This window comes from Bradyrhizobium sp. HKCCYLRH3061, assembly GCF_051168015.1.
GTDB lineage: Bacteria > Pseudomonadota > Alphaproteobacteria > Rhizobiales > Xanthobacteraceae > Bradyrhizobium.
The window spans coordinates 13435-38636 of the sequence record NZ_JBNPUE010000016.1; the positions used below are offsets into that span (position 1 = coordinate 13435).

Below are 25202 nucleotides of genomic sequence, written 5' to 3' on the forward strand. Positions count from 1 at the left end.
GCAGGTCCCTGCTCTCTGCAATCAGTTCATGTCAGGTGCTGGCGTCGAACGCCGCTACCAGATGGCGCGGCAGGCTGCGCGGCGCAACCAGAATCGCGTCGAAGCGCAGCTCCAATTCGGCATGGTCGGGATGCGCCATCAGCCACGCCTGCGCGGCATTGATGATGCGCTGCTGCTGGCGCGGCGTCACCGCATAGGCGGCATCGTCGAGCGAGGCGCGCGCCTTGACCTCGACGAACGCCACGAGGCCGCGCTTGCGCGCGATGATGTCGATCTCGCCATGCGGCGTGCGGAAGCGCTTGGCGAGGATGCGATAGCCCTTGGCGATCAGCAGCGCTGCCGCGCGGGCCTCCGCCGATAGTCCGGTGCGAAAGGCGGCGACGCGCTCCGGCGCAGCCGTCTTGGCCGGCTTGTCGGCGGACGCGCGCTCAGTCTTCGCCATCGGCCGACCCTGACCGCGCGTCCTTCGCCAGCTCGAGCGCGCGCGCATAGACTTCGCGGCGCGGCCGGCCGGAGAGCTCGACCGCATGCATGACGGCATCCTTGACGCTCGATCGCTGCAGCAGATCCTTCAGTACGGCATCGAGCGCATCCGGCGTCAGCACCCCGGCGCCGCGCGGCGGCGGACCGATCACCAGCACGAATTCGCCGCGGGTTTCGAGATCGCCAGCCGCTGCAGCGAGATCGCCGATGGCGCCGCGCAGCACCTCCTCGTGCAGCTTGGTGAGCTCGCGGCAGATCGCGGCTTGGCGGCCAGCCATGGCCTCGGCGAGATCGGCCAGCGTCTCCTGAACCCGGCTGCCGGCCTCGAACAGCACCAGCGTCGCATCGATGCGCGCGAGCTCGGCCAGCCGCGCGCGCCGCGCCTGCTGCCTGGCCGGCAGGAAACCCTCGAAGAAGAAGCGGTCGGTCGGCAGCGCCGCGACGCTGAGCGCCGCGAGCACGGCGGACGGGCCCGGCAGCGCTGTGACGTCATGCCCGGCCTCGCACGCCTCGCGCACCAGCTTGTAGCCGGGATCGGAGATCAGCGGCGTGCCGGCGTCGGACACCAGCGCGATGGCCGTGCCTTCGGCGAGGCGCTGCAGAATCCTGGGCCTGACGGCTTCGGCGTTGTGCTCATGATAGGCTGCGAGTTCCGCGCTGAGGCCGTAGCGCTCGGTCAGGCGCCGCGTGATTCGCGTGTCCTCGCACAAGATGAGATCGGCGCCGGCCAGGGTTTCCAGCGCGCGCAGCGTGATGTCGCCGAGATTGCCGATCGGCGTCGCCACCAGATGCAATCCAGGCCGGGCCTTGGGCGCCGCAACGATCTGCCCCGCCACCAGATAGGTCGACGTGGTGGAAGATTTGCCGTCGTCCGGCGACGTCTTGGGGATTGCCTTCGCGCCCATCGAGGTAATTTAAAGGGCCTGCCGCGGGATTGCCACAGGGGAACAGCCGTGCGGCGATTTGAAGTTCCGGGATCGGCATCGCCGCGTCGCCATTCATCGCCGATTCAAGTCCGAAACGGCACATCGATGGGGGTGTGGACGAGCAGGGGATAGGCCGTGCAAAACGTCGAATTGATCGGCGGTGTGGCGCTGACAGCCTTTTGTTTTGCTTAACTATTCGTCGACAATATGAGTGAATCGGCACGGCCTTGCGGACGTGCGTTTGGGGAACTTCTGGCCGGTCTCGGCCGAACGAAGAGATGCCATGGTGGGCCCGCGTCATCCCAACTCTCTCGGTCCGGGACCCCATGGGGTCGCCCGGCGAACGGCGCTGGGCCTGATCGTCGGCGCGCCGCTGCTGTCGGCGTGCTCCAACGTGCAGCAGGGCTTCAATCCGTTCGAGCAGCCGACGGCGCCGGCCGGACCGCCGCAGCAGCCGGCGGTGGCCGGCAACGGCCAGGTCAAGGTCGGGCTGATTCTGCCGCTGTCGGCGTCGGGCAATGCCGGCGTCGCCGCGCAATCGATGAAGAACGCGGCCGAGATGGCGCTGGCCGAGTTTCAGAACCCCAACATCCAGCTCCTGATCAAGGATGACGCCGGCAGCCCGCAAGGCGCGCAGCAGGGCGCGCAACAGGCCTGCGACGAAGGCGCCGAGATCATCCTCGGCCCGCTGTTCGCCGGCTCGGTGCCGGCGACGGCCCAGGTGGCGCGCACGCGCAACATCTCGGTCATCGCCTTCTCGACGGATTCGAGCGTAGCGGGGCGCGGCGTCTATCTGCTCAGCTTCCTGCCGGAGTCCGATGCCAGCCGCATCGTCGAATATTCCGCCAGCGTCGGCAAACGCTCGTTCGCGGCGCTGCTGCCCGACAATGCCTATGGCACCGTCGTCGAGGGGGCGTTCAAGACTGCGGTCAGCCGCCGCGGCGGACGCATCGTGGCATTCGAGAAATATTCCGGCGACCGCACCGGGCCGGCGCGCACGGTGGCGCAGGCGCTCGGCGGCGCCGATGCGCTGCTGCTGGCCGACGACGGCGAATCGGTCGCGGCGACGGCCGATGCGCTGACCGCTGCCGGCGCCAATCTGCGCAACATCCAGCTGCTCGGCACCGGGCTGTGGGACAATCCGCGCGTCTATGCCAGCGCCAGCCTGCAGGGCGGCCTCTATGCCGCGCCGGATCCGTCCGGCTTCCGCGCTTTCGCCGGACGCTACCGGACGCGATTCGGCGGCGATCCCGTACGCACCGCGACCCTCGCCTATGATGCGGTGGCGCTCGTGGCCGCGCTGGCGCGCACCCAGGGCAACCAGCGTTTCGCGCCCGATGTCCTGACCAATGCCTCCGGCTTCGCCGGCATCGACGGCCTGTTCCGGTTCCGCAGCGACGGCACCAATGAGCGCGGGCTTGCCGTGATGCGTGTCGGTTCGGGGGGCGGACAGGCTGTCGCCGGCGCACCGAAGAGCTTCAGCGCGACGTGAGTCGCAGCATCCTTCAGGCGGCGAGGTCAGCGACGACCGCGTCGAGCACCGGAAAGCCGTCCTGGGTCACGCGCAGCCGTCCATCCGGATCGACCGCGATGGCCCCCTCCTCGCGCAGCAGCGCGATGCGGCGCGGATCGAGCGTGCGGCCGGAGATCCTCGCGTAGCGCTGCGGGTCGATGCCCTCGGCCAGTCGCAGCCCCATCAGCAGGAATTCGTCGGCGCGCTCCTCGCGATTGAGCTCGTCGTCGGTCATCACACCGTGACCGTTGGACTCGACCCGCATCAGCCAGGCCTCGGGCCGCTTGTCGGTTGCGGTCGCGTGCCTGATGCCGCCGATGTCGAGACGGCCATGGGCGCCGGGACCGATGCCGGCATATTCCTGGCCACGCCAATAGAGCAGGTTGTGCCGGCACTCCGCGCCCGGGCGGGCATGATTGGAGATCTCGTAGGCCGGCAGTCCGTGACGGCCACAGATCTCCTGCGTGACGTCGTACAATGTGCGCGCCAGGCCTTCATCCGGCGTCTTCAGCTTGCCCGCGGCATGCAGGCCGAAGAATGGCGTGCCTTCCTCGATGGTCAGTTGATACAGCGACAAATGCTCGGCTGCCTCGCCGATCGCGCGCGTCAGCTCCTCGGTCCACATCGCCGGCGTCTGGTCGGGCCGGGCATAGATCAGATCGAACGAATAGCGCTCGAAGGCATTGCGCGCGATCGCCACCGCCTTCATCGCCTCCTCGGCCGTGTGCAGTCGGCCCAGCATCTTGAGCGACGCATCGTCCATCGCCTGGACGCCGAGCGAGACGCGGTTGACGCCGGCGGCGCGATAGCCGGCAAAGCGCGTCGCCTCGACGCTGGTCGGATTGGCTTCGAGCGACACCTCGACGTCAGCGGCGACATGCCAGTGCTTTCCGATCGCGTCGAGAATGGCGCCGACGGTCTGCGGCTGCATCAGCGACGGCGTGCCGCCGCCGAGAAAGATCGAGCTGACGGTGCGCGGCCCAATGCGGGCGGCGGTGGTCGCGATCTCCTGGGCGAAGGCGCGGGCGTAGCGCTCCTGGTCGATGGCCGCGTGCCGGACGTGGCTGTTGAAGTCGCAATACGGACATTTCGACAGGCAGAACGGCCAGTGCACATAGACGCCGAACACTTCGCTGTCAGCGCTGGTCAAGGCAGATCTCCGCGAGCTTCACGAAGGCGCGCGCCCGGTGCGACAGGCCGAGGCCGAGCGGCGGCAGGCCGTGCTTCTCGATGCTGGTCATCTCGCCGAACGTGCGATCGTGCCCTTCTGGCAGGAACATCGGGTCGTAGCCGAAGCCGGCCGTGCCGCGCGGCGGCCAGACCAGCGTGCCGTCGACCCGCGCCTCGACCTCCTCGACATGGCCGTCCGGCCATGCCACGCACAGCGCCGAGACGAAATGAGCGCCGCGCTGGTCGGCACCCGCGGCGCCGCGCTCCTGCAGCAGGCGCTCGATCCGCGTCATCGCGCCGGTGAAATCCTTGTCCGGTCCGGCCCAGCGCGCCGAATAGATCCCCGGCGCACCGTCGAGGGCGTGAACCACGATGCCGGAATCGTCGGCAAAGGCCGGAAGCTGTGCGGCCTTGGCCGCGGCGACCGCCTTGATGCGGGCGTTGGCCTGGAAGGTCTCGCCGGTCTCGTCCGGCTCGCCCAGGCCGAGATCGCCGGCCGACACCGCCTCGACGCCATGGGGGGCGAGCAGCTCGCGCATCTCGGCAAGCTTGCCGGGATTGTGGGTCGCGATGACGATGCGACCGGTGAGCCTGCGGTGCGGACCGTTCACGCGACCGCCATCTTCTGCAGGTCGACCAGCCGCGCGACGCCCTTGCGGGCGAGCGCCATCAGCGCCAGGAACTCGGCCTCGGTGAACGGCGTCTTCTCCGCCGTGCCCTGCACCTCGATGATGCGGCCGTCGCCGGTCATGACGAAATTGGCATCGGTCTCCGCCTCGGAATCCTCAGCGTAGTCGAGATCGAGCACCGGCGTGCCGTTGTAGATACCGCAGGAGATCGCGGCGACGTTGGCCCGCAGCACCTCGGTCTTGATCATGTTGCGCGACTTCATCCACTTGATGCAGTCGGCCAGCGCGACCCAGGCGCCGGTGATCGACGCCGTGCGCGTGCCGCCATCGGCCTGGAGCACGTCGCAGTCCACCGTGATCTGGCGCTCGCCGAGCGCTTCCAGGTCGATCGCGGTGCGCAGCGAGCGGCCGATCAGGCGCTGGATCTCGACCGTGCGGCCGGTCTGCTTGCCGGCGGAGGCCTCGCGCCGGGTTCGCTCCAGCGTGGCGCGTGGCAGCATGCCGTATTCGGCGGTGATCCAGCCGCGTCCCTGGCCCTTGAGCCAGGGCGGCAGCCGGTCCTCGAGCGTGGCGGTGACCAGCACATGGGTGTCGCCGAACTTCACCAGGCAGGAGCCCTCGGCGTATTTGACGACGCCGCGTTCCAGGCTCACGGCCCGCAGTTCATCCGGTGCACGGCGGCTCGGCCGCATGATTCTCTCCGTGAAAGAGGCGAAAGAGGGTGTTTGACGGCCTTGTAGGAGCCGCGACCGGCAGCGGCAAGGGTTTATCAAGGGCCCGTCGCTCCCGGAGCCCCCTCCTCATGACCGGCTTGCCACCGAGCCGCCGCATGGACACATTATAGGCAGCTGGGAGGAGTGCATCTGGTGGCCCACCACGATCCGATCAACCTGATGACACCGCCGGCCGGTCTGGCGCAGCTGAACGAGCGCTCGCGCGAGATCTTCCGGCAGATCGTCGAAAGCTATCTGGCGACCGGCGAGCCGGTCGGCTCGCGCAACATTTCGCGGCTGATCGCGGTTCCGCTGTCGCCGGCCTCGGTGCGCAACGTCATGGCCGATCTAGAGCAGCTCGGCCTGATCTACGCGCCGCACACCTCGGCCGGCCGGCTGCCCACCGAAGCCGGCCTGCGCTTCTTCGTCGACGCCCTGATGCAGGTTGGCGACATGACGGAGGCCGAGCGGCAGTCGATCCAGAGCCAGCTCGCGGCCGTCGGCCGGGCGCAATCGGTCGAGGCGGCGCTGGATGAAGCGCTGACCCGGCTGTCGGGTCTGACCCGTGCCGCCGCCGTGGTTCTGACCGCCAAATCCAACACCCGGCTGAAGCACATCGAGTTCGTCAGGCTCGAGCCCGAGCGCGCGCTCGTCGTTCTGGTCGGCGAGGAAGGACAGGTCGAGAACCGGGTCCTGACCCTGCCGCCGGGCGTGCCGTCCTCGGCATTGACCGAGGCGTCCAATTTCCTCAACGCCCGGATCAGAGGGCGGACGCTGGCGGAAGCGCGGCTCGAACTTGAGACCGCGCTGGCGCACGACCGTGCCGAGCTCGACCAGCTGACGCAGAAGGTGATCGCCGCCGGCGTCGCGAGCTGGTCCGGCGGCGACAGCGACGAGCGGCAGCTCATCGTGCGCGGCCACGCCAACCTGCTCGAGGACCTGCATGCGCTCGAAGATCTCGAGCGTGTCCGGCGGCTGTTCGACGATCTCGAAACCAAGCGCGGCGTCGTCGATCTGCTCGGGCGCGCGGAGAGCGCGGAAGGTGTCCGCATCTTCATCGGCTCGGAGAACAAGCTGTTCTCGCTGTCGGGCTCGTCGACGATCGTGTCGCCCTATTCCGACGCCACGGGCCGCATCGTCGGTGTGCTCGGCGTCATCGGTCCGACCCGGCTCAACTATGCCCGGGTGATTCCGACGGTCGATTATGCCGCGCGCCTGGTCAGCCGGCTGCTGGGTGGCTGATGCGTGAGATGGTTAATCCGCGGACGGCGTCTCCGGCGAGCCGGTCAGGCTGCGCTTGATTTTCGACGCCCAAAGCACGATATCCCGCCCCATATCCCCAAACCCGTCAGCCGAACTTGCGAGTCTGTCCATGACCGATCCCGACCTGCATAAGAATGATCCGGAAAACCCGGCGCAGGCCAGCGAACCCGTCGTCTCCAAGCCCTACATCATGCCCGATGATCCCGAGGCCGGCTCGGCAGAGGCCCTTGCCAAGGAGGCGGCCGACGCGCGCGACAAGATGCTGCGCACGCTGGCGGAGATGGAGAATCTGCGCAAGCGGACCGCCCGCGAGGTCGCCGATGCGCGCATGTACGGCATCACCGGCTTCGCCCGCGACGTGCTCGACATCGCCGACAATCTGCAGCGCGCGCTCGATGCCGTGCCGGCGGAGACGCGCGACAATGCCGATGCGGGCCTGAAGTCGCTGATCGAGGGCGTCGAGCTCACCGAGCGCTCGCTGCTCAACACGTTGGAGAAGAACGGCGTCAAGAAGTTCGATCCAACGGGACAGAAGTTCGACCCCAATTTCCAGCAGGCGATGTACGAGGTGCCGGATCCGTCGGTGCCGTCCGGCACGGTGGTGCAGGTCGTGCAGGCCGGCTTCATGATCGGCGAGCGCGTGCTGCGCCCCGCTTTGGTCGGCGTGTCCAAGGGCGGCGCCAAGGCGGCGCCCGCGGCGAGCAACGATCAGTCGAACAGCGCCGCCTGACGGCGAGCACGGGCACGCATTCTGCGGCCGTCCTGTTGTCGAACGAAGAAGCCACGGGCAGCGATGCCCGTGGCTTCTTGTTTGTCGGCGCGACCTTGTAGTTCGTCTCGCGGCGAGCAGCCGGCGTGATCACGCCGTCCGATGCCGGGCTGGTCTCAGCCTCTTGGCTGGATGCCGTCGCGGACGGCACGGAACCGCGGGAAGGCCGCCGACCACTGGTCGCGCGGCGCGCTGCCGATGATCCGCAACGTGTTCGGCCCGCCGAAGCGCAGCCACTGCACCACCGTCACCGGCGTATTGTCCTTGCCGCTGGTGGCGTCGATCCGGGTCTCATAGGCCGGCTGGCCGTCGATGCGGATCGGCTCGGACATCGTGATGCGCGCTTCGCGGACGCCCGGAATGGTGGTGGCCGCCTGCTGCGCCACGCGCGCGCGGTCGCCCGCCTCCGGGGCCACGCCGGCCACCAGCCCGATCACCACGAAGGGCGCGGCCTCGAATCCCTTGTCCTCCTCGCCGTCGGCGAGGATCAGGGCGCCCGGCCCGAGCGTGCGGATGGTCTTGAACCCGGAGAGGTCGGTGACCTTGAACGGCATCATCGCGAGCTGCTCGTCGACCGGAACGTCCTTGCGGACGACGGCGGAGGCGAACATCTGGCGCACGGCATCGTCGGTGTAGATCCGGCTCGCGGTCTCCGGGATCTGCACGGCCACGTAGCCGGAGAAGCCGTTGCCGGGCAGGATCATCGAGTAGCGCCGCACCGGCGTGGTGCCATCGCGGCCGTTCTCGACGGTATAGTAGGCGGTGCCGGCGGCGGTCTCGATGCTCTCCGGCTTGACGCTGCCGGTCCCGGCGGGATTGGCGGTAAACGCGTTCTTCACCTCGCCATAGGCGGCGGCGGGCAGTTCGGTCAGCAGCACCTTCACGCTCTGGTCCTCGGTTTCGAAGCCGGAGAACGTCTTGGCCTTGGCGAGCCCGACCAGCGGCGCGAGCCCGATGCGGACGCCGGGCGGAAATACGGCGTCAGTGGCCCATGCGGGGTGCAGCAGCGAGATCAGCAGGGTGGCCGCGGTGAAGAGTCGAACGATCATCATCAAACATTGCCTCGTTGACCGGGGCCGCGCGCCGAGGCGGTCGGGGGTCCTCGCCAGCGTGGTCTTCGGCGGGCACGCTTTTAGCGGCTTTGCGCCCCCCGCAACAGGCCGGGCGCGCGGTTTTGATCGCCTGCGGCGGTCGGCGCGCTCCGGCGGGGCACATTTTGCCTCAAAAGGCGGATTCAGGATGGTGCAGCGCTAGCCGCGCTTCAGGATTTCGACGCCGTCGACGGTCTGTACCAGCACATAGGGCGCGAGCAGGGCCCTGAGCTCGGGGTCGGAACGCGCCCAATCGCCCCAGTCGCTGTTCTGATTGTCGATCAGGACGACGTCGGGCGGCTGCTTCCGGAAGTCGGCGATGATCCCGGCGCGTTCGCGTTCCACATAGGGCGCGAGCCGCTGCGCCGTCTGTGAATCGATGGTTCCGTCCTGTTGCGAGCGGCGGACGATTTCCCGGACCCAGAATGCCTCCTGGCGCGAGATCCAGGTGCCACCGAGGGTCCGCACCATCGGGTGGCCGATGACTGCGGCCGCGCTGAGCACCAGCATGCTCGGGCGCGGTCCGAGCCGCGCCACCTGGGCTTCGATCTGCCGGACGTCGACGCTGCCATTGAACCAGAGGCAGGTCTGCACGAACAGCACGGCGCCGGCGAGAGCGGTGGCGACCTGCGGCCAGCGCCGCATGTCGCGGCGGGTGTCGATCGCCGACGCGGCGAGGCCGGCGGCGAGCAACGCCAGCGCGACCATGGGATAGGCGTGATAGCCCCAGCCCTTCTGCTGCGCGACGAACGACACCAGGAATCCGAGCGATCCGGCCAGCGTGGTGAAAGACGCCGCGTCGCGCGCGTGCTGCCGGCGTTGGAGGAGGAGAATGGTGATCGCTGCGGCAAGCCACAGGCCCATCGGCAGGGTCACGAGGATGGTCGGCACCGGCGCCTTCAGGAGCAGATAGACGTCGCGGACCAGCGGATAGATGAGCGTGAAATATTCGGGAAAGAACAGGTAGATACAGGCCGCGTTGAGCAGCACCAGCGCCGCGGCGATCCAGTTCTCCAGCGCGAACAGCACGCGCCAGTCGCGCGCCTGAGCGGCGGCGGCGAGAATGCAGAAGCCGGCGCTGAAGGCGAAATAGGGCTTGAAGCTCATCGTGAGGCCGGCGCTGAGCCCGGCGATGAGCACGGCGGCCGGGCCCACCCGCTCGCCCCTGGCGCGCAGGATGTACACCGCGATCGCCGGCAGGATCGTGATCAGGGCCAGGTGTTCCCGCTGGCCGAAATCATACATCGGCGCGATCAGGAGCAGGGCGGCCGTCCACGCCGCCAGCCAACCGTCGGCGAGGCGATGGCGCAGCGCCGATGTCCGCAGCACCAGCCACACCAGCGTCAGGGATGCCGCGGCCAGCGCGAAGATCAGGATGTTCGTCGCCAATTCGGGCCTGAGATGGATCGCACGCGCCAGCGCGACGGCCAGCAGATAGACCGATCCGGCCATCGGCGGATTGGTCTCGAGGATGTCGACGTAGAGCCGCTGGCCATCGAGCATGCGCTCGCTGACGAGGAGCCACCAGCTGACATCGACATTGAGGGGAAGGGTGTATCGCAGCCACGCCGCTGCAACCACGATGGCGCAGATCAGCAGTCCGGGGAACGTGGCCTGGCCGGCTTCGCGCGCACGCTGCGGAAAGCCCCAATCGGTGTCGATGACCATGCCTCATTCCCGTCCCAGGAGTGCGGCAGGCTAGGGCCCGTGGGTTAACAACGCATTTCGGTCATCGGGGCAGATCCGGAGTACCGGATTCGTTGCTCCCTGCCCGCGATCGCACCCTCCCGTTTAGGGCGCTGCCAAGGTCGATTGGCCCTTCTTGATGACTCCGCGAGGTCGTTCGGCGAGGGCCGTGATTTTCGTGGGGTCGAACCCCTGGTCCGGTCCTTGCGGGCCACTCCCCCCCTCCTATATGACGCTCATCGTCGCAATATCGCGAGCATTTGATCTGAGGGGGTTTTGGATGGGGGCGCCGTCAGGGCCCCACCCAACCTGCCGCAAAAAGAAGGATATGAGACCATGGGAAAGGTCATCGGGATCGATCTCGGCACCACGAATTCGTGCGTGGCCGTTATGGACGGCAAAACGTCGAAGGTCATCGAGAACGCCGAGGGCATGCGCACCACGCCGTCGATCGTCGCCTTCAGTGACGACGGCGAACGTCTGGTCGGCCAGCCGGCCAAGCGCCAGGCCGTGACCAACCCCGAGCGCACCTTCTTTGCGGTCAAGCGCCTCATCGGCCGCCGCTATGATGACCCGATGGTCGAGAAGGACAAGAAGCTCGTCCCCTACAAGATCGTCAAGGCCGGCAACGGCGACGCCTGGGTCGAGGCCGACGGCAAGACCTATTCGCCCTCGCAGGTCTCCGCCTTCATCCTGCAGAAGATGAAGGAGACCGCGGAAGCCCATCTCGGCCAGAAGGTCGACCAGGCCGTCATCACCGTCCCCGCTTATTTCAACGACGCCCAGCGTCAGGCCACCAAGGACGCCGGCAAGATCGCGGGCCTCGAGGTTCTGCGCATCATCAACGAGCCGACCGCGGCGGCGCTCGCCTACGGCCTCGACAAGACCAAGGCCGGCACGATCGCCGTGTACGACCTCGGCGGCGGCACCTTCGACGTCTCGATCCTGGAGATCGGCGACGGCGTGTTCGAGGTGAAGTCGACCAACGGCGACACCTTCCTCGGCGGTGAAGACTTCGACATGCGTCTGGTCAGCTACCTCGCCGACGAATTCCAGAAGGAGCAGGGCATCAACCTGCGCAACGACAAGCTCGCTCTGCAGCGCCTCAAGGAAGCGGCCGAGAAGGCCAAGATCGAGCTGTCGTCGACCACGCAGACCGAGATCAACCTGCCCTTCATCACCGCGGACCAGTCCGGTCCGAAGCATCTGACGATGAAGCTGACCCGCGCCAAGTTCGAGGCGCTGGTGGCCGACCTCGTCGAGAAGACCATCGAGCCGTGCCGCAAGGCGCTGAAGGATGCCGGCCTCACCGCCGGCGAGATCGGTGAAGTGGTGCTGGTCGGCGGCATGACCCGCATGCCGAAGATCCAGGAGATGGTGAAGCAGTTCTTCGGCAAGGAGCCGCACAAGGGCGTCAACCCCGACGAGGTGGTGGCGATCGGTGCCGCGATTCAGGCCGGCGTGCTGCAGGGCGACGTCAAGGACGTGCTGCTGCTCGACGTGACCCCGCTGTCCCTCGGCATCGAGACGCTGGGCGGCGTGTTCACCCGCATCATCGACCGCAACACCACGATCCCGACCAAGAAGAGCCAGGTGTTCTCGACCGCCGAGGACAATCAGAACGCGGTCACCATCCGGGTCTTCCAGGGTGAGCGCGAGATGGCGGCCGACAACAAGATGCTCGGTCAGTTCGACCTGATGGGCATTCCGCCGGCCCCGCGCGGCATGCCGCAGATCGAGGTGACGTTCGACATCGACGCCAACGGCATCGTCAACGTGTCGGCCAAGGACAAGGCCACCGGCAAGGAGCAGCAGATCCGCATCCAGGCCTCGGGTGGTCTGTCGGAAGCCGACATCGACAAGATGGTCAAGGACGCCGAGGCGAATGCCGCGGCGGACAAGAAGCGCCGCGAGGCGGTCGACGCCAAGAACCATGCCGACGCGCTGGTGCATTCCACCGAGAAGGCGCTGGCCGAGCATGGCTCGAAGGTCGCCGACACCGAGCGTCGCGCCATTGAGGATGCCGTCAGCGACCTCAAGGAAGCGCTGAAGGGCGACGATGCCGAGGCGATCAAGGCCAAGACCAACACCCTGGCCCAGGCGTCGATGAAGCTCGGCGAGGCCATGTACAAGCAGCAGGCCGAGAGCGATGCGGCCCGCGACGCCGCCAAGGATGACGTGGTCGACGCGGAGTTCACCGAGGTCGACGACGACAAGAAGAAATCTGCTTAACTGAGGCAGAGGTAGTGACCATGACCCCCATGCCAAAGAGCGCTCTCAGCGGCTCGTTGGATGGGGGTCATTTTCATTGACCCGGAACGCGCGCGGCGATCGCGCCAGCCGTTCCTGTTGGGCGAAGTTCGGGCGGGTTTGATTGATGTCCACCAAGCGCTGCTACTACGAGACCCTGGAAGTCGAACGCGACGCCGACGAGGGCAAGCTCAAGGCCGCCTTCCGCAAGCTGGCCATGAAGTGGCATCCGGACAAGAATCCGGGCGATGCCTCCAGCGAAGTGAAATTCAAGGAGATCAACGAGGCCTATGAGGTGCTGCGCGACGCCGACAAGCGCGCCGCCTACGACCGCTATGGCCACGCCGCCTTCGAGCAGGGCGGCATGGGCGGCGCGCACGGCTTCGGCGCCGGCTTTGCCTCCTCGTTCTCCGACATCTTCGAAGACCTGTTCGGCATGGCCGGCCAGCGGCGCGGCGGCACGGGGCGCGAGCGCGGCGCCGACCTGCGCTACAATATGGAAATCACCCTGGAAGAGGCGTTCCAGGGCAAGACCGCTCAGATCGAGATTCCGGTCTCGGTGACCTGCGAATCCTGCTCGGGCACCGGCGCCAAGGCCGGCACCAAGCCGAAGACCTGCGCGATGTGCGGCGGCGCCGGCCGCGTCCGGCAGGCGCAGGGCTTTTTCACCCTGGAGCGCACCTGTCCCGGCTGTCACGGCCGCGGCCAGATGATCGAGGACCCCTGTCCGTCATGCTCCGGCTCGGGCCGCGTCACCCGTGACCGCACGCTGTCGGTCAACATTCCCCAGGGCGTCGAGGACGGCACCCGCATCCGTCTCGCCGGCGAGGGCGAAGCGGGCCTGCGCGGCGGGCCGCCCGGCGATCTCTACATCTTCCTGTCGCTGACGGCCCACGAGTTCTTCCAGCGCGACGGCGCCGACCTGCACTGCCGCGTGCCAATCTCGATGGTGACGGCGGCGCTCGGCGGCGAGTTCGAGGTGCCGACGATCGACAAGGGCAAGACCAAGGTCAAGATTCCCGCCGGAGCGCAGTCCGGGCGCCGGTTCCGGATCGCGGCCAAGGGCATGCCGGTGCTGCGCTCGCGCCAGACCGGCGACATGTATGTCCAGATCGTGGTCGAGACGCCGCAGAACCTGACCAAGAAGCAGCAGGAGCTGCTGGCCGAGTTCGAGAAGCTGTCGTCCGGAGCGACCCAGCCCGAGGCGGCCGGCTTCTTCACCAAGGTGAAGGACTTCTTCGGCAAGGCGGCGAGCTGAGCCGTGAGTTCAAGCAAGCACGGCCTCGTGGTTTCGCCGAATGATTTCGGGATTCAGATTCAGAGGTCGAGCGAATTTGCTGCTCTGCACATGCAAAAAATTATCGAATGCAACTGTAAGAGCGCGGACCCGCCAGCCTTAATCGTACGTTACGGTTCGGCTTGACCGTCCCGCCTGCGCCCTATACGTCTTTGTGACTCTTTTCTGACATCGCCGTGAAAGCGGTCCCGTCTGGTACCGAGATGCCCCTGCAAACGTCCGTGCGTGCGTCGAAAAAGCCTCTCCGTCTGGACGACGAAGTGCGCTTCCTCCGCTCATGGATCGAAAAGCCGCTGCATATGGGCGCCGTCATGCCGTCGGGCCGGCTGCTGGCCCGCACCATGGCGCAGTACGTCGATCCGCACGGCACAGGCCCCGTCATCGAGCTTGGACCGGGCACCGGCGCGATCACCAACGCGCTGGTCGAGCGCGGCGTCGATCAGAAGCGGCTGGTGCTGGTCGAGTACAATCCGGGCTTCTGCGCGTTGCTGCGCGACCGCTACCCGCAGGCCAAGGTGGTCCAGGGCGACGCCTATCGCCTCCGCGACACACTCTGGAACGTGCTCAGCGCCCCTGCCGCCGCCGTCGTCTCCGGCCTGCCGCTCGTGACCAAGCCGATGCTGACCCGCATGAAGCTGATCCGCGACGCGTTCGCGGCGATGTCGCCGAATGCGCCGTTCGTGCAGTTCACCTATTCCGTCGTGCCGCCGATTCCGAAGTCGCTGCCCGGCGTCACCACGCAGGCCTCCGAGCGCATCTGGATGAACCTTCCGCCGGCGCGCGTCTGGGTGTATCGCAAGCCCTGACCGGCGGCCGCGATCCTTCGTGGCGGGTCGCTGACCGACCTCACGATGTCCGCGCTGAAGATCCTCATCATTCCCGGCTCGACCCGGGCCGGCTCGCACAACGCGAAGCTCGCCGCGGCTGCCGCCTATCAGTTCGTGCAGGCTGGCGCCGACATCACCCGCATCTCGCTCGCCGACTTCCCGCTGCCGATCTACGACGCCGATCTCGAGGCGCAATCGGGCATTCCGCATCACGCCGTGAATCTGACGCGCATGATCGGCGTTCATCATGCCGTGCTGCTGGTGACGCCGGAATACAACGCCTCGGTGCCGCCGCTGCTGACCAACGCCATCACCTGGATCTCGCGGGTCGACGAGCCGCCCGGCAGCCGCGGCGCGGTGTTTCGCAGCCGGCCGTTCGCGATCGCCGCCGCCTCCGAGAACCGCTTCGGCGGCATCCGCGCGCTCGCCGCCTTGCGGCTGGTGCTGACCGCCTGCAATGCGACGGTGATCCCGAGCCAGCTCGCGCTGGCCTTCGCCGACAAGGCCTACAACGACATGGACCGGCTCAAACTGCCCGCTGACGTCACTGCGCTCGACGCGCTGGTGCGGGAGCTGATCGCAACAGCGCAACATACGATGTGAGGTGACATGCCGACCGAGATTGCTCCGCGCGACCGCCTGATCGTGGCGCTCGACCTGCCCGGCGTGGCCGAGGCCGAGGCGATGATCGCCAGGCTGGGCGAAGCCGTGACGTTCTACAAGATCGGCATGGAGCTGACCTATGCCGGCGGCCTCGGCCTCGCCGAGCGCCTCGCGGCCGAGGGTAAGCACGTCTTCATGGACCTCAAGCTGCACGACATCCCGACCACGGTCGAGCGCGCCACGAGGCAGATCGCCCGGCTCGGCGCCCGTTTCCTTACCGTGCATGGCTTCTCGCAGAGCATGCGAGCGGCGCTCGCCGGCGCCGCCGGCTCCAGCCTCGAGCTGCTCGCCGTCACCGTGATGACGTCCTACGATGATGCCGACCTCGCCGCCGCCGGCTATGCCATGGGCGTCAAGGAGCTCGTCACCCGGCGCGCCGTGCAGGCGCGGGAGATCGGCATCCACGGCCTGATTTTGTCGCCCGAGGAGACGGCGCTGGTCCGCCCGCTGGTCGGCCCTGACATGCAGCTCGTGACCCCCGGGATCCGTCCGGCGGGATCCGACGTTGGCGACCAGAAGCGCATCATGACCCCGGCCCTGGCGATCGCCGGCGGCGCCGACCGCCTCGTCGTCGGGCGTCCCGTCACCGGCGCTGCCGATCCGGCTGCGGCCGCCGAGAGCATCGTCGCCGACATCGCCGGCGCCGTGGCGCTGGCCGGCAAGACCAATCGCACGTAAGCAACAGCGACCGAGAACAGGGAGACGACAGGGATGCCCAAGGCCTATTGGATTCGCGCGGATCGACGTGCACAACATGGACGGCTACAAGGACTACGTCGCGCAGAACGGCGCGGTGTTCCACCAGTACGGCGCCAAGTTCCTGGTCCGCGGCGGCCAGTACGAGACCAGGGAGGGCACCTCGCGCTCGCGCAACGTCGTGATCGAGTTCAAGGACTACGCGACCGCGCTGGCGTGTTACAATTCTCCTGAATACCAGCGCCTGGTCGCGATGCGCGCGCCGCATTCGCAGGGCGATCTGGTGATCATCGAGGGCTATGACGGCCCGCAGCCCTGATCGCCGCCCGCCCCGCACCACGCGCGACCTGGCCTCGCTCGGTTGCCGCCGCCATCGGCCCCGGCTATAGCCCTTGAAGGAGCGGAGGAGCTGAGATGTCCAAGATGCGCTTGATCGTTGCCGGAGCCGGCGGCCGCATGGGCCGTGCCCTGGTGCGTGCAATCGCCGAGACCGACGGCGCCGTGCTGGCGGGTGCGCTCGAAGCCCCCGGCTCGGAGCTGATCGGCAAGGACTCCGGCGCCCTCGCCGGGCTGCCCGCCAACGGCATCAAGCTGTCGGGCGACCTCTGGACCATGTCCGCCGAGGCCGACGGCATCCTCGATTTCACCGTCCCGGCCGCGACCATCGCCAACGTCGCCATCGCCGCCGAGCGCGGCATCGTCCACGTCGTCGGCACCACCGGCCTGTCGTCGTCGGACGACGCCGTCATCAAGAGCGTCACCAAGCGCGCCATCGTCGTGCAGTCCGGCAATATGAGCCTCGGCGTCAACCTGCTGGCGGCGCTGGTCAGGCAGGTGGCGAAGTCGCTCGACGCCGGCTTCGACATCGAGATCCTCGAGATGCATCACAAGCACAAGGTCGACGCGCCCTCCGGCACCGCGCTGATGCTGGGACGTGCGGCTGCCGACGGCCGCGGCATCACGCTCGACCAGCACTCCGCGCGCGGCCGCGACGGCATCACCGGCGAGCGCCGCTCTGGCGACATCGGCTTCGCCTCGCTGCGCGGCGGCACCGCCGCCGGCGATCACAGCGTCATCTTCGCCGGCCCTTCGGAGCGCCTGGTCCTGTCGCACCAGGCCGAGGACCGCATGATCTTCGCCCATGGCGCGCTCAAGGCGGCGCTGTGGGCCCACGGCAAGCCGCCGGGCTACTACACGATGGACGACGTGCTCGGCCTCAAGGATCTGTTCTAGTTCAACGTCGATGGAAGCGAACTGATGAGCGAACGTCTCCTGGTGCTGGTGCGCCACGGCCAGAGCGAGTGGAATCTGAAGAACCTGTTCACCGGCTGGAAGGATCCGGACCTGACCGAGCAGGGCGTGGCCGAGGCCAAGGAGGCCGGGCGCAAGCTGAAGGCGCAGGGGCTCGTCTTCGACGTCGCCTTCACCTCGGTGCTGACGCGCGCCCAGCACACGCTCGACCTGATCCTGACCGAGCTCGGCCAGACCGGCCTGCCGACACAGAAGAACCTCGCGCTCAACGAGCGCGACTATGGCGACCTCTCGGGCCTCAACAAGGACGACGCCCGCGCCAAATGGGGCGAGGAGCAGGTCCACGTCTGGCGCCGCTCCTACGACGTGCCCCCGCCCGGCGGCGAAAGCCTCAAGGACACGCTCGCCCGCGCGCTGCCCTACTACGTCCAGGAGATCCTCCCCGGCGTCCTCCGCGGCCAGCGCACCCTCGTCGCCGCCCACGGCAACTCGCTCCGCGCTTTGATCATGGTGCTGGAGAAGCTCTCCCCGGAAGGCATCCTGAAGCGCGAGCTCGCGACCGGCGTGCCGATCATCTACCGCCTCAACGCGGATTCGACGGTGGAGTCGAAGCTGGATCTGGCGGGCTGATCGGCGGCGCGGCCGCGCCCAAGCCGGTAAGTTCGCTCGTCATGCCCGGGCTTGACCCGGGCATCCATCCTCTTCAACGAACTCTCTCCAAGAAGCTGGATGGCCGGGTCAAGCCCGGCCATGACGGTCTGAGGGATCCAACGCGACTGAGCGCTGATTGGCGCCGGTGCGCCAGACGCGATCCGTCCAACACAGACCCGCCGATCGCCTCTTCCCCGATTCACATCTCAAACAGCCCTTGGACACAGCCCCGCGATCTCGCGGCGTCATCGCCCGAGTCCTGCATCAGACGTGTCCCTCCGAAAAATCGAGAGGGCGCAGGGAATGCCGGGTGAAGGCCTCACCCATGGCCCGCCTGCGAAAAAAATGCAGGCGGCAGGTACCACAGGTGCTGCCGATCATCCGGCATTCCCTGCGCGATGGTCTTCACGCTTATACGCAGTCTCCCTGGTGCGCCGGGCTTGTTGGCCACCATCCCCACGCGAAGCGAAGCTTCGTCGTGAGTTGATACCAGCGTCGGGGTATCAGGACCCTGCGACTTCACGTCCGCAATCCAGCCGTTCGTCGGCGCGCCCGAAGACACGCTGCGGCAGACCGCGGCCATCGCCTCCCCACCTCGCGTGTCGTGACGATCGCGCGCAACGCCCCTCTCGTTGAGGCGGGATGCGAAGAGATAATCATGGATTCTGAAAAAAAGCAAGAAATTTATCGTTATCGGAAATGTCTCTGTGAGAGGGGCGTCAGCCGCTGATTAGATCAGTTGCTCTCGCTCGCGACAGGGGCTCATGGTGCGGTTTGGCGCAAGCGAGACTTCGACGATCTTTTGCGATCCGGGCGGTCCGCAGCCACGTTCAACCTTCGATCAGTATTGTCTCGGCAGGACGGCTGTACCCGACCTGCTTCCAATTGCTCGAAATCTATGCAATACGGTATCTTTGCACGTATTGATTGTTTTAGCCCGACTCTTCATGGAGGGGCGTTTTTCTACCTTATGACGGTGTTAACTATCTGACTCGATAGTCGTCTTGGTCGGTCGCTTCCCCGGAGCGCCAGGGGTTTGTTAAATTGCTGGTAACGTTCGACAATTGGATTAACGGGCGCGAAATCGCTGCATTGGGTACCAATGCGGGTGCACAATCCATTCCATTTCAAGGATGGCGTCACTTTAAAGAGGCCTTTGCTCCAGAGCTAATTGCGAAGGCCATAAGAGAGAGCGCTATACCCGTCGGCCGCTGCATCGACCCTTTTTCGGGCTCAGGCACGACAGCTTTGGCGTGCCAATTCTTGGGGGTTCATCCCACTTTCGTGGAGGTGAATCCATATCTTGCCGATCTAGCGGAGGCTAAGCTCTCAGCTTACGACGTCGCCTCGATCACGCGCGATTTCTCGAAATTGGTGAGAAACGCGAATACCGTAGGCAAGGTTACGCAAGCGGTTTTCAAGAATGCTCCTCCCACTTTAATAGAACCGGGACAAAATGGACGTTGGATCTTTGATAAGAAGGTCGCGGACAGGCTGGCTTCTTTTCGCGTTGCCCTGAGAAGCATCAAAGACCCAGTAAATCGCCGACTTTTCAGGGTCCTGCTCGGTGGAGTCGTGATCGAGGTGAGCAATGTCGTCATCAGCGGGAAGGGACGCCGCTATCGACGCAACTGGGAAAGTCAAAGGAAAACGGTTCGAGATTTGGACGATGCCTTCTGCAGGGCAGTCGAGACGGCTGTGGGCGACATCGTTCGACATGGCACGCGCAGGTTGATGAAATATACCGCGCTCAGGGGCGACTGTAGGTCGATCCTAAAAGAGCGCATGCAGAAATTTGATCTCGCCGTTTTCTCGCCCCCCTATCCAAACTCTTTTGACTACACCGACGTTTACAATGTCGAGCTATGGGCGCTCGGTTATCTGAAAAGCTATCGCGGAAATGCCGAGCTCCGTGCGTCCACCCTCTCCTCTCATGTACAGATCAAACGGGATTTTGCGCCAGCGCCACAAGGCGCGCCGACGTTGGCAGCAACGTTGCGTGACCTAGACGCCGTTCGGGCCGATTTGTGGGACCGATCTATACCGGAGATGGTCGGGGGATACTTCGCGGATATGGCCGTTGTCCTGAACAGCCTTTGGAGAAGACTATCCGCCGACGCTCAGATTTGGATGGTGGTCGGAGATAGTCGCTATGCAGGAATTTCCATTCCCGTTGGAAAGATCCTTGCTGAGCTTACTGAGGAAGCTGGTGCCACTGTTCTCAATCACGAACCTTTCCGCTCCATGCGTTCTTCGCCGCAGCAAGGCGGGCAGCATAGTCTTGCGGAAACCCTATTAGTCTTTGGCCGCTAGCTTCATCCCTTATACTTTGCAGTACGCAGTTGTTTGGACGAGTTGTAAACTCTGTATCTACGCAAGTGAATAGCGTTGGTGGTGGCGAGACCCCGCACCGGATCAAAACACTTGTCGTCATTGCAGTGGCTTGGCTTTCTCATGTCGTAGCAACAAAGCATTCCAAGTTTAGCCGAGTTCTGCGTCTTATAGGACACGACTTGGAGCAGCCCGTCTTCAATAGACCGTACGGTGACAGTCTGTGGCACCGCCTTGCCCGTTGATGTGAGCGATCGCAGAACCTTTAGTTCTAGGACAGCCTGGCAAAGCCAAGCTTCGCCACGTCTGGACATCAATAGCACATCACAACGCCCTTCTGTGCCCGGAATTTCAACTCGAACAACGACCGTCTTCCAGAAGACAATGGTAAGTGCGGTCTTGAGCCACGCCTGAAAAAACGCTTCCGTGTTAGCTCTGGGATGGTATTTCCTAGCATCCTTCCAAGGATCAAGGATATCGTGCGTCGCATCTGGAGTAATGAAGTTTTGCTTATGAAATGTATCGAGAACATTGTCGAGCGTATCAAAGTCGAGAGCGACGTTTGAGACGGGGAACTTTATGACGTGGGTATCGTAATCAATCCCTCTGGCGTAAAAGCGAATCTCCTCTTGTGTAGCGGCCGGATTGTATACGCACGCTGCAAGTGATCCGAGCCCGAGCTGGCTTACTTTTTCGAAGGCTGACGCAGTGTCGGCCGTTTCGAGTTCGACCGAATAGCCGCTCACAAAGGTTGCCGGAGAAATCCAAAGCTTTCCCGTTAGTGCCTCCGAACCATCGTCTATTATGGGCTGGTGTTTCGCTCCCACAGTGCTCGCTAGCGCCCGAGGTCGTTCTGAGATTATGAAAATTGCAACGGCCTTCTTATCACCGCGTGCTCCCGGGTTCTGAACCCTCTGTCCGATTACCTTCGCTAGCGCTTGTAGCGCGATTTCTATGGCAGATGCGTCCAGGTCGGGCTCCGCGCCATAAAAATCTTGCGCAACGCCGGCGAGTTGATCAACGTTAGTTGCCCCAAAGGGAGCCGGGTCGCCCGACGAGACCAACTCCCGGGCAGGCAGTTGAGGATCCTCAGGCGCCTGAAACAACGTCGGCAGCTTCTCCGATGCGGAAGGTTCGGCGGAGGAGGTTTCTTCGACACTCTTTTTAGTTAGAGGCATCAGACCTCCGCTCTAAAAGATGCATATACAACTGCAATCGGTCTCCTCGCGACAGTCGCAATCCCCTAGGAGATAATCTATCGAAATACTGCGCGGCCGAAGCGCTATAATTTGCGGTTTGCCATTCGGAGAAGTCGATAACATCTCCGGTGCCAGTTCGTTTGTCGGCCCAAGTTACGTCTTCGAAAACAAGTTGCTCGATAGGTTGCTTCAGTCGCGTGCTGGCAAATGCTAACCGACGAAAGAACTCTTTTGTAGCTCGCTCTGCTTCGAACGCTTCAGCAAACTCAATGATGTCCTTCGCGCGCTGATCCTCCAAAGAAAAAGAACCATCGAGACGCCATCGATTCCGATCCTTGACATGGCCAACATTGTGAACTGCGACGAGGCCAAGTCCCACCAGTCTATCAAGTTCCCGTTGTATCTCCGGATAGAATGGACCCGCTTGGCGCTTTAGTATCTTTCCGTCAAAACTGTTCTCGGCCCAGACCGGAGCGAGGACATTTGCGAGAAATGCCAGTGCATGAAACCTTGCTACCGGTATTGGCGTCAAATCTGCAGCTTCGCACGCATCGAGCAAGAGTATCAGTCTTAAGGTGTCCGAGTGCTTCGGCCGATTGATTCGCATCTCTACGGTCTCCGGCCCTTGATAATGTTCTCAAGAAACTCGGTGTATTTCGCTCGATCATCGCGCATCGCGGCGTTGGCAGCTGCATTGTTGATCAGATTTACAATTCGCTCCCGGCGCTTCTGTTGTCCCTTTATTCCGGCGATAAACGCGGATACGAAATGTTGGCTTGGTAGATAAGAGGTAACAATTACTCTGTTATTCGAATTTGAATTAGCAAAGGTCGAAAGCTGGTTGCCTGCTCGAGTGGCAAACAAGAAGTCAAGCGATGCTTCGGGAGCATCCACGACTAGGGAAGTCGCCGAACGAGGAGCTGCTACGGTCATTAGCGCCATTCGGAAAGCGAGGTCGACGAATTCGGCCTGTGACTGCGAGACTGAGTCCGGCCCCTCTCGGACCATTAGTCCAGCAACAGATCCCCCAGTCATCGCGAGACGAAACACCGGAAAGGCGAATGTCGCTAATCCCTGTGCTACTTTTTCTTGGACAGTCTGATAAACGAGGGCGGCTTCTTCCTTGACGAAAAGCATAATAAATCGCTGGAAGGCTCCCGCTATCCTGTCTTGGAGCTGCTGAACATTTTCGGTGACTCGAACGGTTTGTTTTTGGAAGTTTTGGGCTGCCCGTTCCCGCTTGCTGTGATCGCTACGGAGTATGTTGTCGAGAACGTCCAACTCCGTTTCGGATCGTGAGAGGGCCGCGCGTTCAGCTGGCATTCTCTTGAGAAGCTGAACTATCTCTTGATCTAGAGAAATTGATCGCTGCTTAGTCTGCTCGTAGTCGTTCTCAAGTTTTGCGAACTCTCTTGTTGCTGCGATTTCTTTCGTTTCTGCCTCGGTCATCTGCTCGTCTGCGAGCCTTATCTCTTTCTCCAGCCGCTTTATCCTCGCGGTGTCGAGCCTTGAGAAAGAAGGGTCCCGCTCCGCGAGCGCGTGAAGTGATCCACAAACTGGGCATTTCCCTTCATTTATCCTCTGCTCCAGATCCGCGACGTTTGGGGCTGGATCGGTCCCACAAACCAGACACTTCTGTTCTGCAAGTAGATGGGCGATGATGTAATGCGCAGTCTGCTTTGATGGCTCGAACCAGTGCTGCAGCGACCGCATCTTGATGCGTTCAAGTTCACGCAGAGATGCCTCGCGAGCTTCACCGGCGCCTAGCTTTTCGAGGCGAGCATCACGACGTTCTTTATCCGCGCGAATGCGAAGAAGTCCGATCCGTTCTAGCTGATCTCTGTTTGCATTGACCTCGGCTTGCTTAATGCGTAGTTCTGCTTCTACGTCGTGTAGCTTCTGTACTCTATTAGATGCCTGCTCCTGTTCCTTTCGCCGGCGTGTAATCATATTGAACGTATTTCGGTAGGCGCTATCTGTTGAGATTAGAAGCTGTTGAGCAACGGCTAAGCGTGTAGCCTCTTCGGGCGGTAGAACTAGTACGCGAAAAATCTGCCGTTGAGCTGTTTTATCCCAAACCAAACTGCGACGATCTTCGAGCATAAATATTAGATATCGTAAAATGATTAGTGCATCGAAGAAGGTGTCGACTCCAAAACAGTTTGCGATCAGCTTCTGGTAGCTATTTTCATCATCATCAAGCTCCACCGCATCACGGGCGAAACTAGCGGATATAAGACTGAGGTCAGACAATCGGCGTTGGATGACGAGCGCTCTGGCGCCAAACTTCACGACTAGCCGGGCCTTGGCGCTCGTGGCGCCATCAGCAACTCGCAATGCAAAATAGGAACGTTGATGTCTATCAAATCGCGCAGCTTCTGGTCGGATCTGTCCGAGTTCCTCTTCTGACCGACTGCCGGGCAGGTCGAAAGGGCCTGTTATCATCCTCAGCAATAGGGCGACCATCGTTGATTTGCCGGAGCCATTGACACCGACAATCACTGTTTGACCGGGGTTGAAACTGACGTTGAACGGTGTGTCGTAGGAGGAAGGAAATAATCCGTAGTTCTCAATCGTCAGTGTCTGAAAGACTGGAAACGAAACCATTGGCACCGAGCCGCAACGAACTATAGAAAAGAGTATTGCAAGTTAGGGCATCGGATACAAGCTCAGCGAGTTCGCTTGATCCGTTCGCCTTTCAATAGTACTGCTGCGACGCAAAAAAGACCCGCGGAGTCGTTGATTCGTGAGAGGTGCCGGGGAAGAGACTCACATCGGGGCGGCGGAAAGCTCGGTTCTTTTCCCCCGGTCTTCCAATGTTACACTTGTGGGCGATGGCTACTGTGGCGAGTTCCGTCCGTTGGTGAACCAGCGAACCTCTAACCCATCCCCACCTGCCCAGCCTCCCAGCCGATCATCGCCTGCTTGCGCGTCAGCCCCCAGTGATAGCCCGTCAGCGCGCCGGTCTTGCCGAGCGCGCGGTGGCACGGCACGACGAAGGAGATCGGGTTCTTGCCGACGGCAGCGCCAACTGCGCGCGAGGCCTTCGGCGACTCGAGCCGTGTCGCGATGTCCGAGTAGCAGACGGCGCGGCCCATCGGGATCTTGAGCAGGGTTTCCCAGACGCGGACCTCGAAGTCGGTGCCGATCAGGACGACGCGCAGCGGCTGGTCGGGACGCCACAGGCTCTTATCGAAGATGCGCTGGGCGAGGCCGGCGGTGCCGGGGACGTCCTCGACGTAAGCGGCGCGCGGCCAGCGGCTCTTCATGTCGGCGAGCGCGGAGGCCTCCTCGCCGGGGTCGGCGAAGGCGAGGCCGGCGAGGCCGCGCGGGGTGGCCATGACGAGCGCCATGCCGAACGGGCAGGGGTGGAAGCCGTAACGAAGCGTGGTGCCGGCGCCGCCGGTCTTCCATTCGCCGGGAGACATCGCCTCGTGGGTGACGAACAGATCGTGCAGGCGGCCGGGGCCCGACAGGCCTGAGTCGAGCGCGGCGTCGAGCACGCTGGCCGAGCCTTTCAAGAGGCCCTTGGCATGGTCGAGCGTCAGCGCCTGCATAAACGCCTTCGGCGTCAGCCCGGCCCAGCGCCGGAACAGATGGTGCAGCTCGTCCGGCGTCAGGCTGGCGGCGTCGGCCATGTCCTCGATGGTCGGCTGCCGCCGCCAGTGCTCGGAAATGAACGCGATCGCGCGGCGCACCGCGTCGTAGTCGCGCAGCGCGGCCGATTGTTGCGGGCCCGGCTTGGCCAGGGCGGAATCGTGAATGGCAAGGGTCATCATGGGTCCGGATGTAGG

At 64.2% G+C, this 25202-nt stretch carries 23 protein-coding genes and 1 pseudogene; 12 read left to right on the forward strand and 12 right to left on the reverse strand.

What is annotated here, in order from left to right:
- Positions 1–31: 31 nt before the first annotated feature.
- Entirely contained in the window at positions 32–442 is a 411-nt protein-coding gene (locus ACQR2C_RS23740; RefSeq protein WP_434882253.1) for a YraN family protein, read from the reverse strand.
- The gene (rsmI, locus tag ACQR2C_RS23745; protein WP_434882254.1) at positions 429–1388 is read right to left on the reverse strand and encodes a 16S rRNA (cytidine(1402)-2'-O)-methyltransferase; all 960 of its coding nucleotides are present in this window, start codon (positions 1386–1388) and stop codon (positions 429–431) included. Before rsmI ends, ACQR2C_RS23740 begins: the two co-directional genes overlap by 14 nt.
- 304 nt (positions 1389–1692) lie before the next feature.
- Here rsmI and ACQR2C_RS23750 point away from each other — a divergent pair, with 304 nt between their 5' ends.
- Positions 1693–2901, forward strand: a complete 1209-nt coding sequence (locus ACQR2C_RS23750) for a penicillin-binding protein activator (RefSeq protein WP_316183022.1) — start codon at positions 1693–1695, stop codon at positions 2899–2901.
- 13 nt (positions 2902–2914) lie between these two features.
- Here the strand turns inward: ACQR2C_RS23750 and hemW are convergent, their stop codons facing one another.
- The 3 genes from hemW to rph are packed head-to-tail and all read right to left on the reverse strand — an operon-like array spanning position 2915 to position 5413.
- Positions 2915–4072, reverse strand: coding sequence for a radical SAM family heme chaperone HemW (hemW, locus tag ACQR2C_RS23755; RefSeq protein WP_434882255.1), 1158 nt, complete (start codon positions 4070–4072; stop codon positions 2915–2917).
- Entirely contained in the window at positions 4059–4703 is a 645-nt protein-coding gene (gene rdgB / locus ACQR2C_RS23760; protein ID WP_315805606.1) for an RdgB/HAM1 family non-canonical purine NTP pyrophosphatase, read from the reverse strand. The genes hemW and rdgB overlap by 14 nt, the downstream gene beginning before the upstream one ends.
- Positions 4700–5413, reverse strand: coding sequence for a ribonuclease PH (gene rph / locus ACQR2C_RS23765; RefSeq protein WP_315716822.1), 714 nt, complete (start codon positions 5411–5413; stop codon positions 4700–4702). Before rph ends, rdgB begins: the two co-directional genes overlap by 4 nt.
- A gap of 174 nt (positions 5414–5587) precedes the next feature.
- On the opposite strand from rph, the gene hrcA reads away from it, so the two are divergent.
- Entirely contained in the window at positions 5588–6676 is a 1089-nt protein-coding gene (gene hrcA / locus ACQR2C_RS23770; RefSeq protein ID WP_315805607.1) for a heat-inducible transcriptional repressor HrcA, read from the forward strand.
- 130 nt (positions 6677–6806) lie between these two features.
- Entirely contained in the window at positions 6807–7427 is a 621-nt protein-coding gene (grpE, locus tag ACQR2C_RS23775; protein WP_315805608.1) for a nucleotide exchange factor GrpE, read from the forward strand.
- A 155-nt stretch (positions 7428–7582) separates the two neighbouring features.
- On the opposite strand, the gene ACQR2C_RS23780 is transcribed toward grpE, so the two are convergent.
- Positions 7583–8518 (reverse strand): hypothetical protein, encoded by a 936-nt coding sequence (locus ACQR2C_RS23780; RefSeq protein ID WP_434882256.1) that lies wholly within the window; start codon positions 8516–8518, stop codon positions 7583–7585.
- Positions 8519–8716: 198 nt separating this feature from the next.
- Complete coding sequence (locus tag ACQR2C_RS23785; protein ID WP_316183020.1) at positions 8717–10225, reverse strand: hypothetical protein; 1509 nt, start codon at positions 10223–10225, stop codon at positions 8717–8719.
- Between the two features lie 354 nt (positions 10226–10579).
- Here ACQR2C_RS23785 and dnaK point away from each other — a divergent pair, with 354 nt between their 5' ends.
- The 8 genes and pseudogenes from dnaK to ACQR2C_RS23825 all read left to right on the forward strand — a co-directional run bounded on the left by dnaK (position 10580) and on the right by ACQR2C_RS23825 (position 17857).
- Complete coding sequence (dnaK, locus tag ACQR2C_RS23790) at positions 10580–12475, forward strand: molecular chaperone DnaK (RefSeq protein WP_315805611.1); 1896 nt, start codon at positions 10580–10582, stop codon at positions 12473–12475.
- A 145-nt stretch (positions 12476–12620) separates the two neighbouring features.
- Complete coding sequence (gene dnaJ / locus ACQR2C_RS23795; RefSeq protein ID WP_315805612.1) at positions 12621–13751, forward strand: molecular chaperone DnaJ; 1131 nt, start codon at positions 12621–12623, stop codon at positions 13749–13751.
- 242 nt (positions 13752–13993) lie between these two features.
- The gene (locus tag ACQR2C_RS23800; RefSeq protein WP_315805613.1) at positions 13994–14596 is read left to right on the forward strand and encodes a class I SAM-dependent methyltransferase; all 603 of its coding nucleotides are present in this window, start codon (positions 13994–13996) and stop codon (positions 14594–14596) included.
- A gap of 45 nt (positions 14597–14641) precedes the next feature.
- Positions 14642–15220, forward strand: a complete 579-nt coding sequence (locus ACQR2C_RS23805; RefSeq protein ID WP_315805614.1) for an NADPH-dependent FMN reductase — start codon at positions 14642–14644, stop codon at positions 15218–15220.
- Positions 15221–15226: 6 nt separating this feature from the next.
- Positions 15227–15958: an orotidine-5'-phosphate decarboxylase gene (gene pyrF / locus ACQR2C_RS23810; RefSeq protein ID WP_434882257.1), complete on the forward strand. Its 732-nt coding sequence runs from the start codon at positions 15227–15229 to the stop codon at positions 15956–15958.
- A gap of 33 nt (positions 15959–15991) precedes the next feature.
- Positions 15992–16295, forward strand: a pseudogene (locus ACQR2C_RS23815) (DUF1330 domain-containing protein).
- 95 nt (positions 16296–16390) lie between these two features.
- On the forward strand, positions 16391–17209 hold the full coding sequence (gene dapB, locus ACQR2C_RS23820; RefSeq protein WP_316183016.1) for a 4-hydroxy-tetrahydrodipicolinate reductase: 819 nt from the start codon (positions 16391–16393) through the stop codon (positions 17207–17209).
- 24 nt (positions 17210–17233) lie between these two features.
- The gene (locus ACQR2C_RS23825; RefSeq protein ID WP_316215411.1) at positions 17234–17857 is read left to right on the forward strand and encodes a 2,3-bisphosphoglycerate-dependent phosphoglycerate mutase; all 624 of its coding nucleotides are present in this window, start codon (positions 17234–17236) and stop codon (positions 17855–17857) included.
- A 340-nt stretch (positions 17858–18197) separates the two neighbouring features.
- Here ACQR2C_RS23825 and ACQR2C_RS23830 read toward each other — a convergent pair whose 3' ends face one another.
- Positions 18198–18557, reverse strand: coding sequence for a hypothetical protein (locus tag ACQR2C_RS23830; protein ID WP_434882258.1), 360 nt, complete (start codon positions 18555–18557; stop codon positions 18198–18200).
- 365 nt (positions 18558–18922) lie between these two features.
- Between ACQR2C_RS23830 and ACQR2C_RS23835 the strand changes: the two genes are divergently transcribed.
- Positions 18923–20191, forward strand: a complete 1269-nt coding sequence (locus ACQR2C_RS23835) for a DNA methyltransferase (RefSeq protein ID WP_434882259.1) — start codon at positions 18923–18925, stop codon at positions 20189–20191.
- Positions 20192–20193: 2 nt separating this feature from the next.
- Here the strand turns inward: ACQR2C_RS23835 and ACQR2C_RS23840 are convergent, their stop codons facing one another.
- From ACQR2C_RS23840 to ACQR2C_RS23855, 4 genes are all read right to left on the reverse strand, one after another.
- Entirely contained in the window at positions 20194–21387 is a 1194-nt protein-coding gene (locus tag ACQR2C_RS23840) for a hypothetical protein (RefSeq protein ID WP_434882260.1), read from the reverse strand.
- A complete protein-coding gene (locus tag ACQR2C_RS23845; RefSeq protein WP_434882261.1) occupies positions 21374–22015 on the reverse strand; it encodes a hypothetical protein in 642 nt (213 codons plus the stop codon). The genes ACQR2C_RS23840 and ACQR2C_RS23845 overlap by 14 nt, the downstream gene beginning before the upstream one ends.
- A gap of 2 nt (positions 22016–22017) precedes the next feature.
- Positions 22018–24015, reverse strand: coding sequence for an AAA family ATPase (locus ACQR2C_RS23850; protein WP_434882262.1), 1998 nt, complete (start codon positions 24013–24015; stop codon positions 22018–22020).
- A gap of 272 nt (positions 24016–24287) precedes the next feature.
- Positions 24288–25187 (reverse strand): methylated-DNA--[protein]-cysteine S-methyltransferase, encoded by a 900-nt coding sequence (locus ACQR2C_RS23855; protein ID WP_434882263.1) that lies wholly within the window; start codon positions 25185–25187, stop codon positions 24288–24290.
- Positions 25188–25202 lie beyond the last annotated feature (15 nt).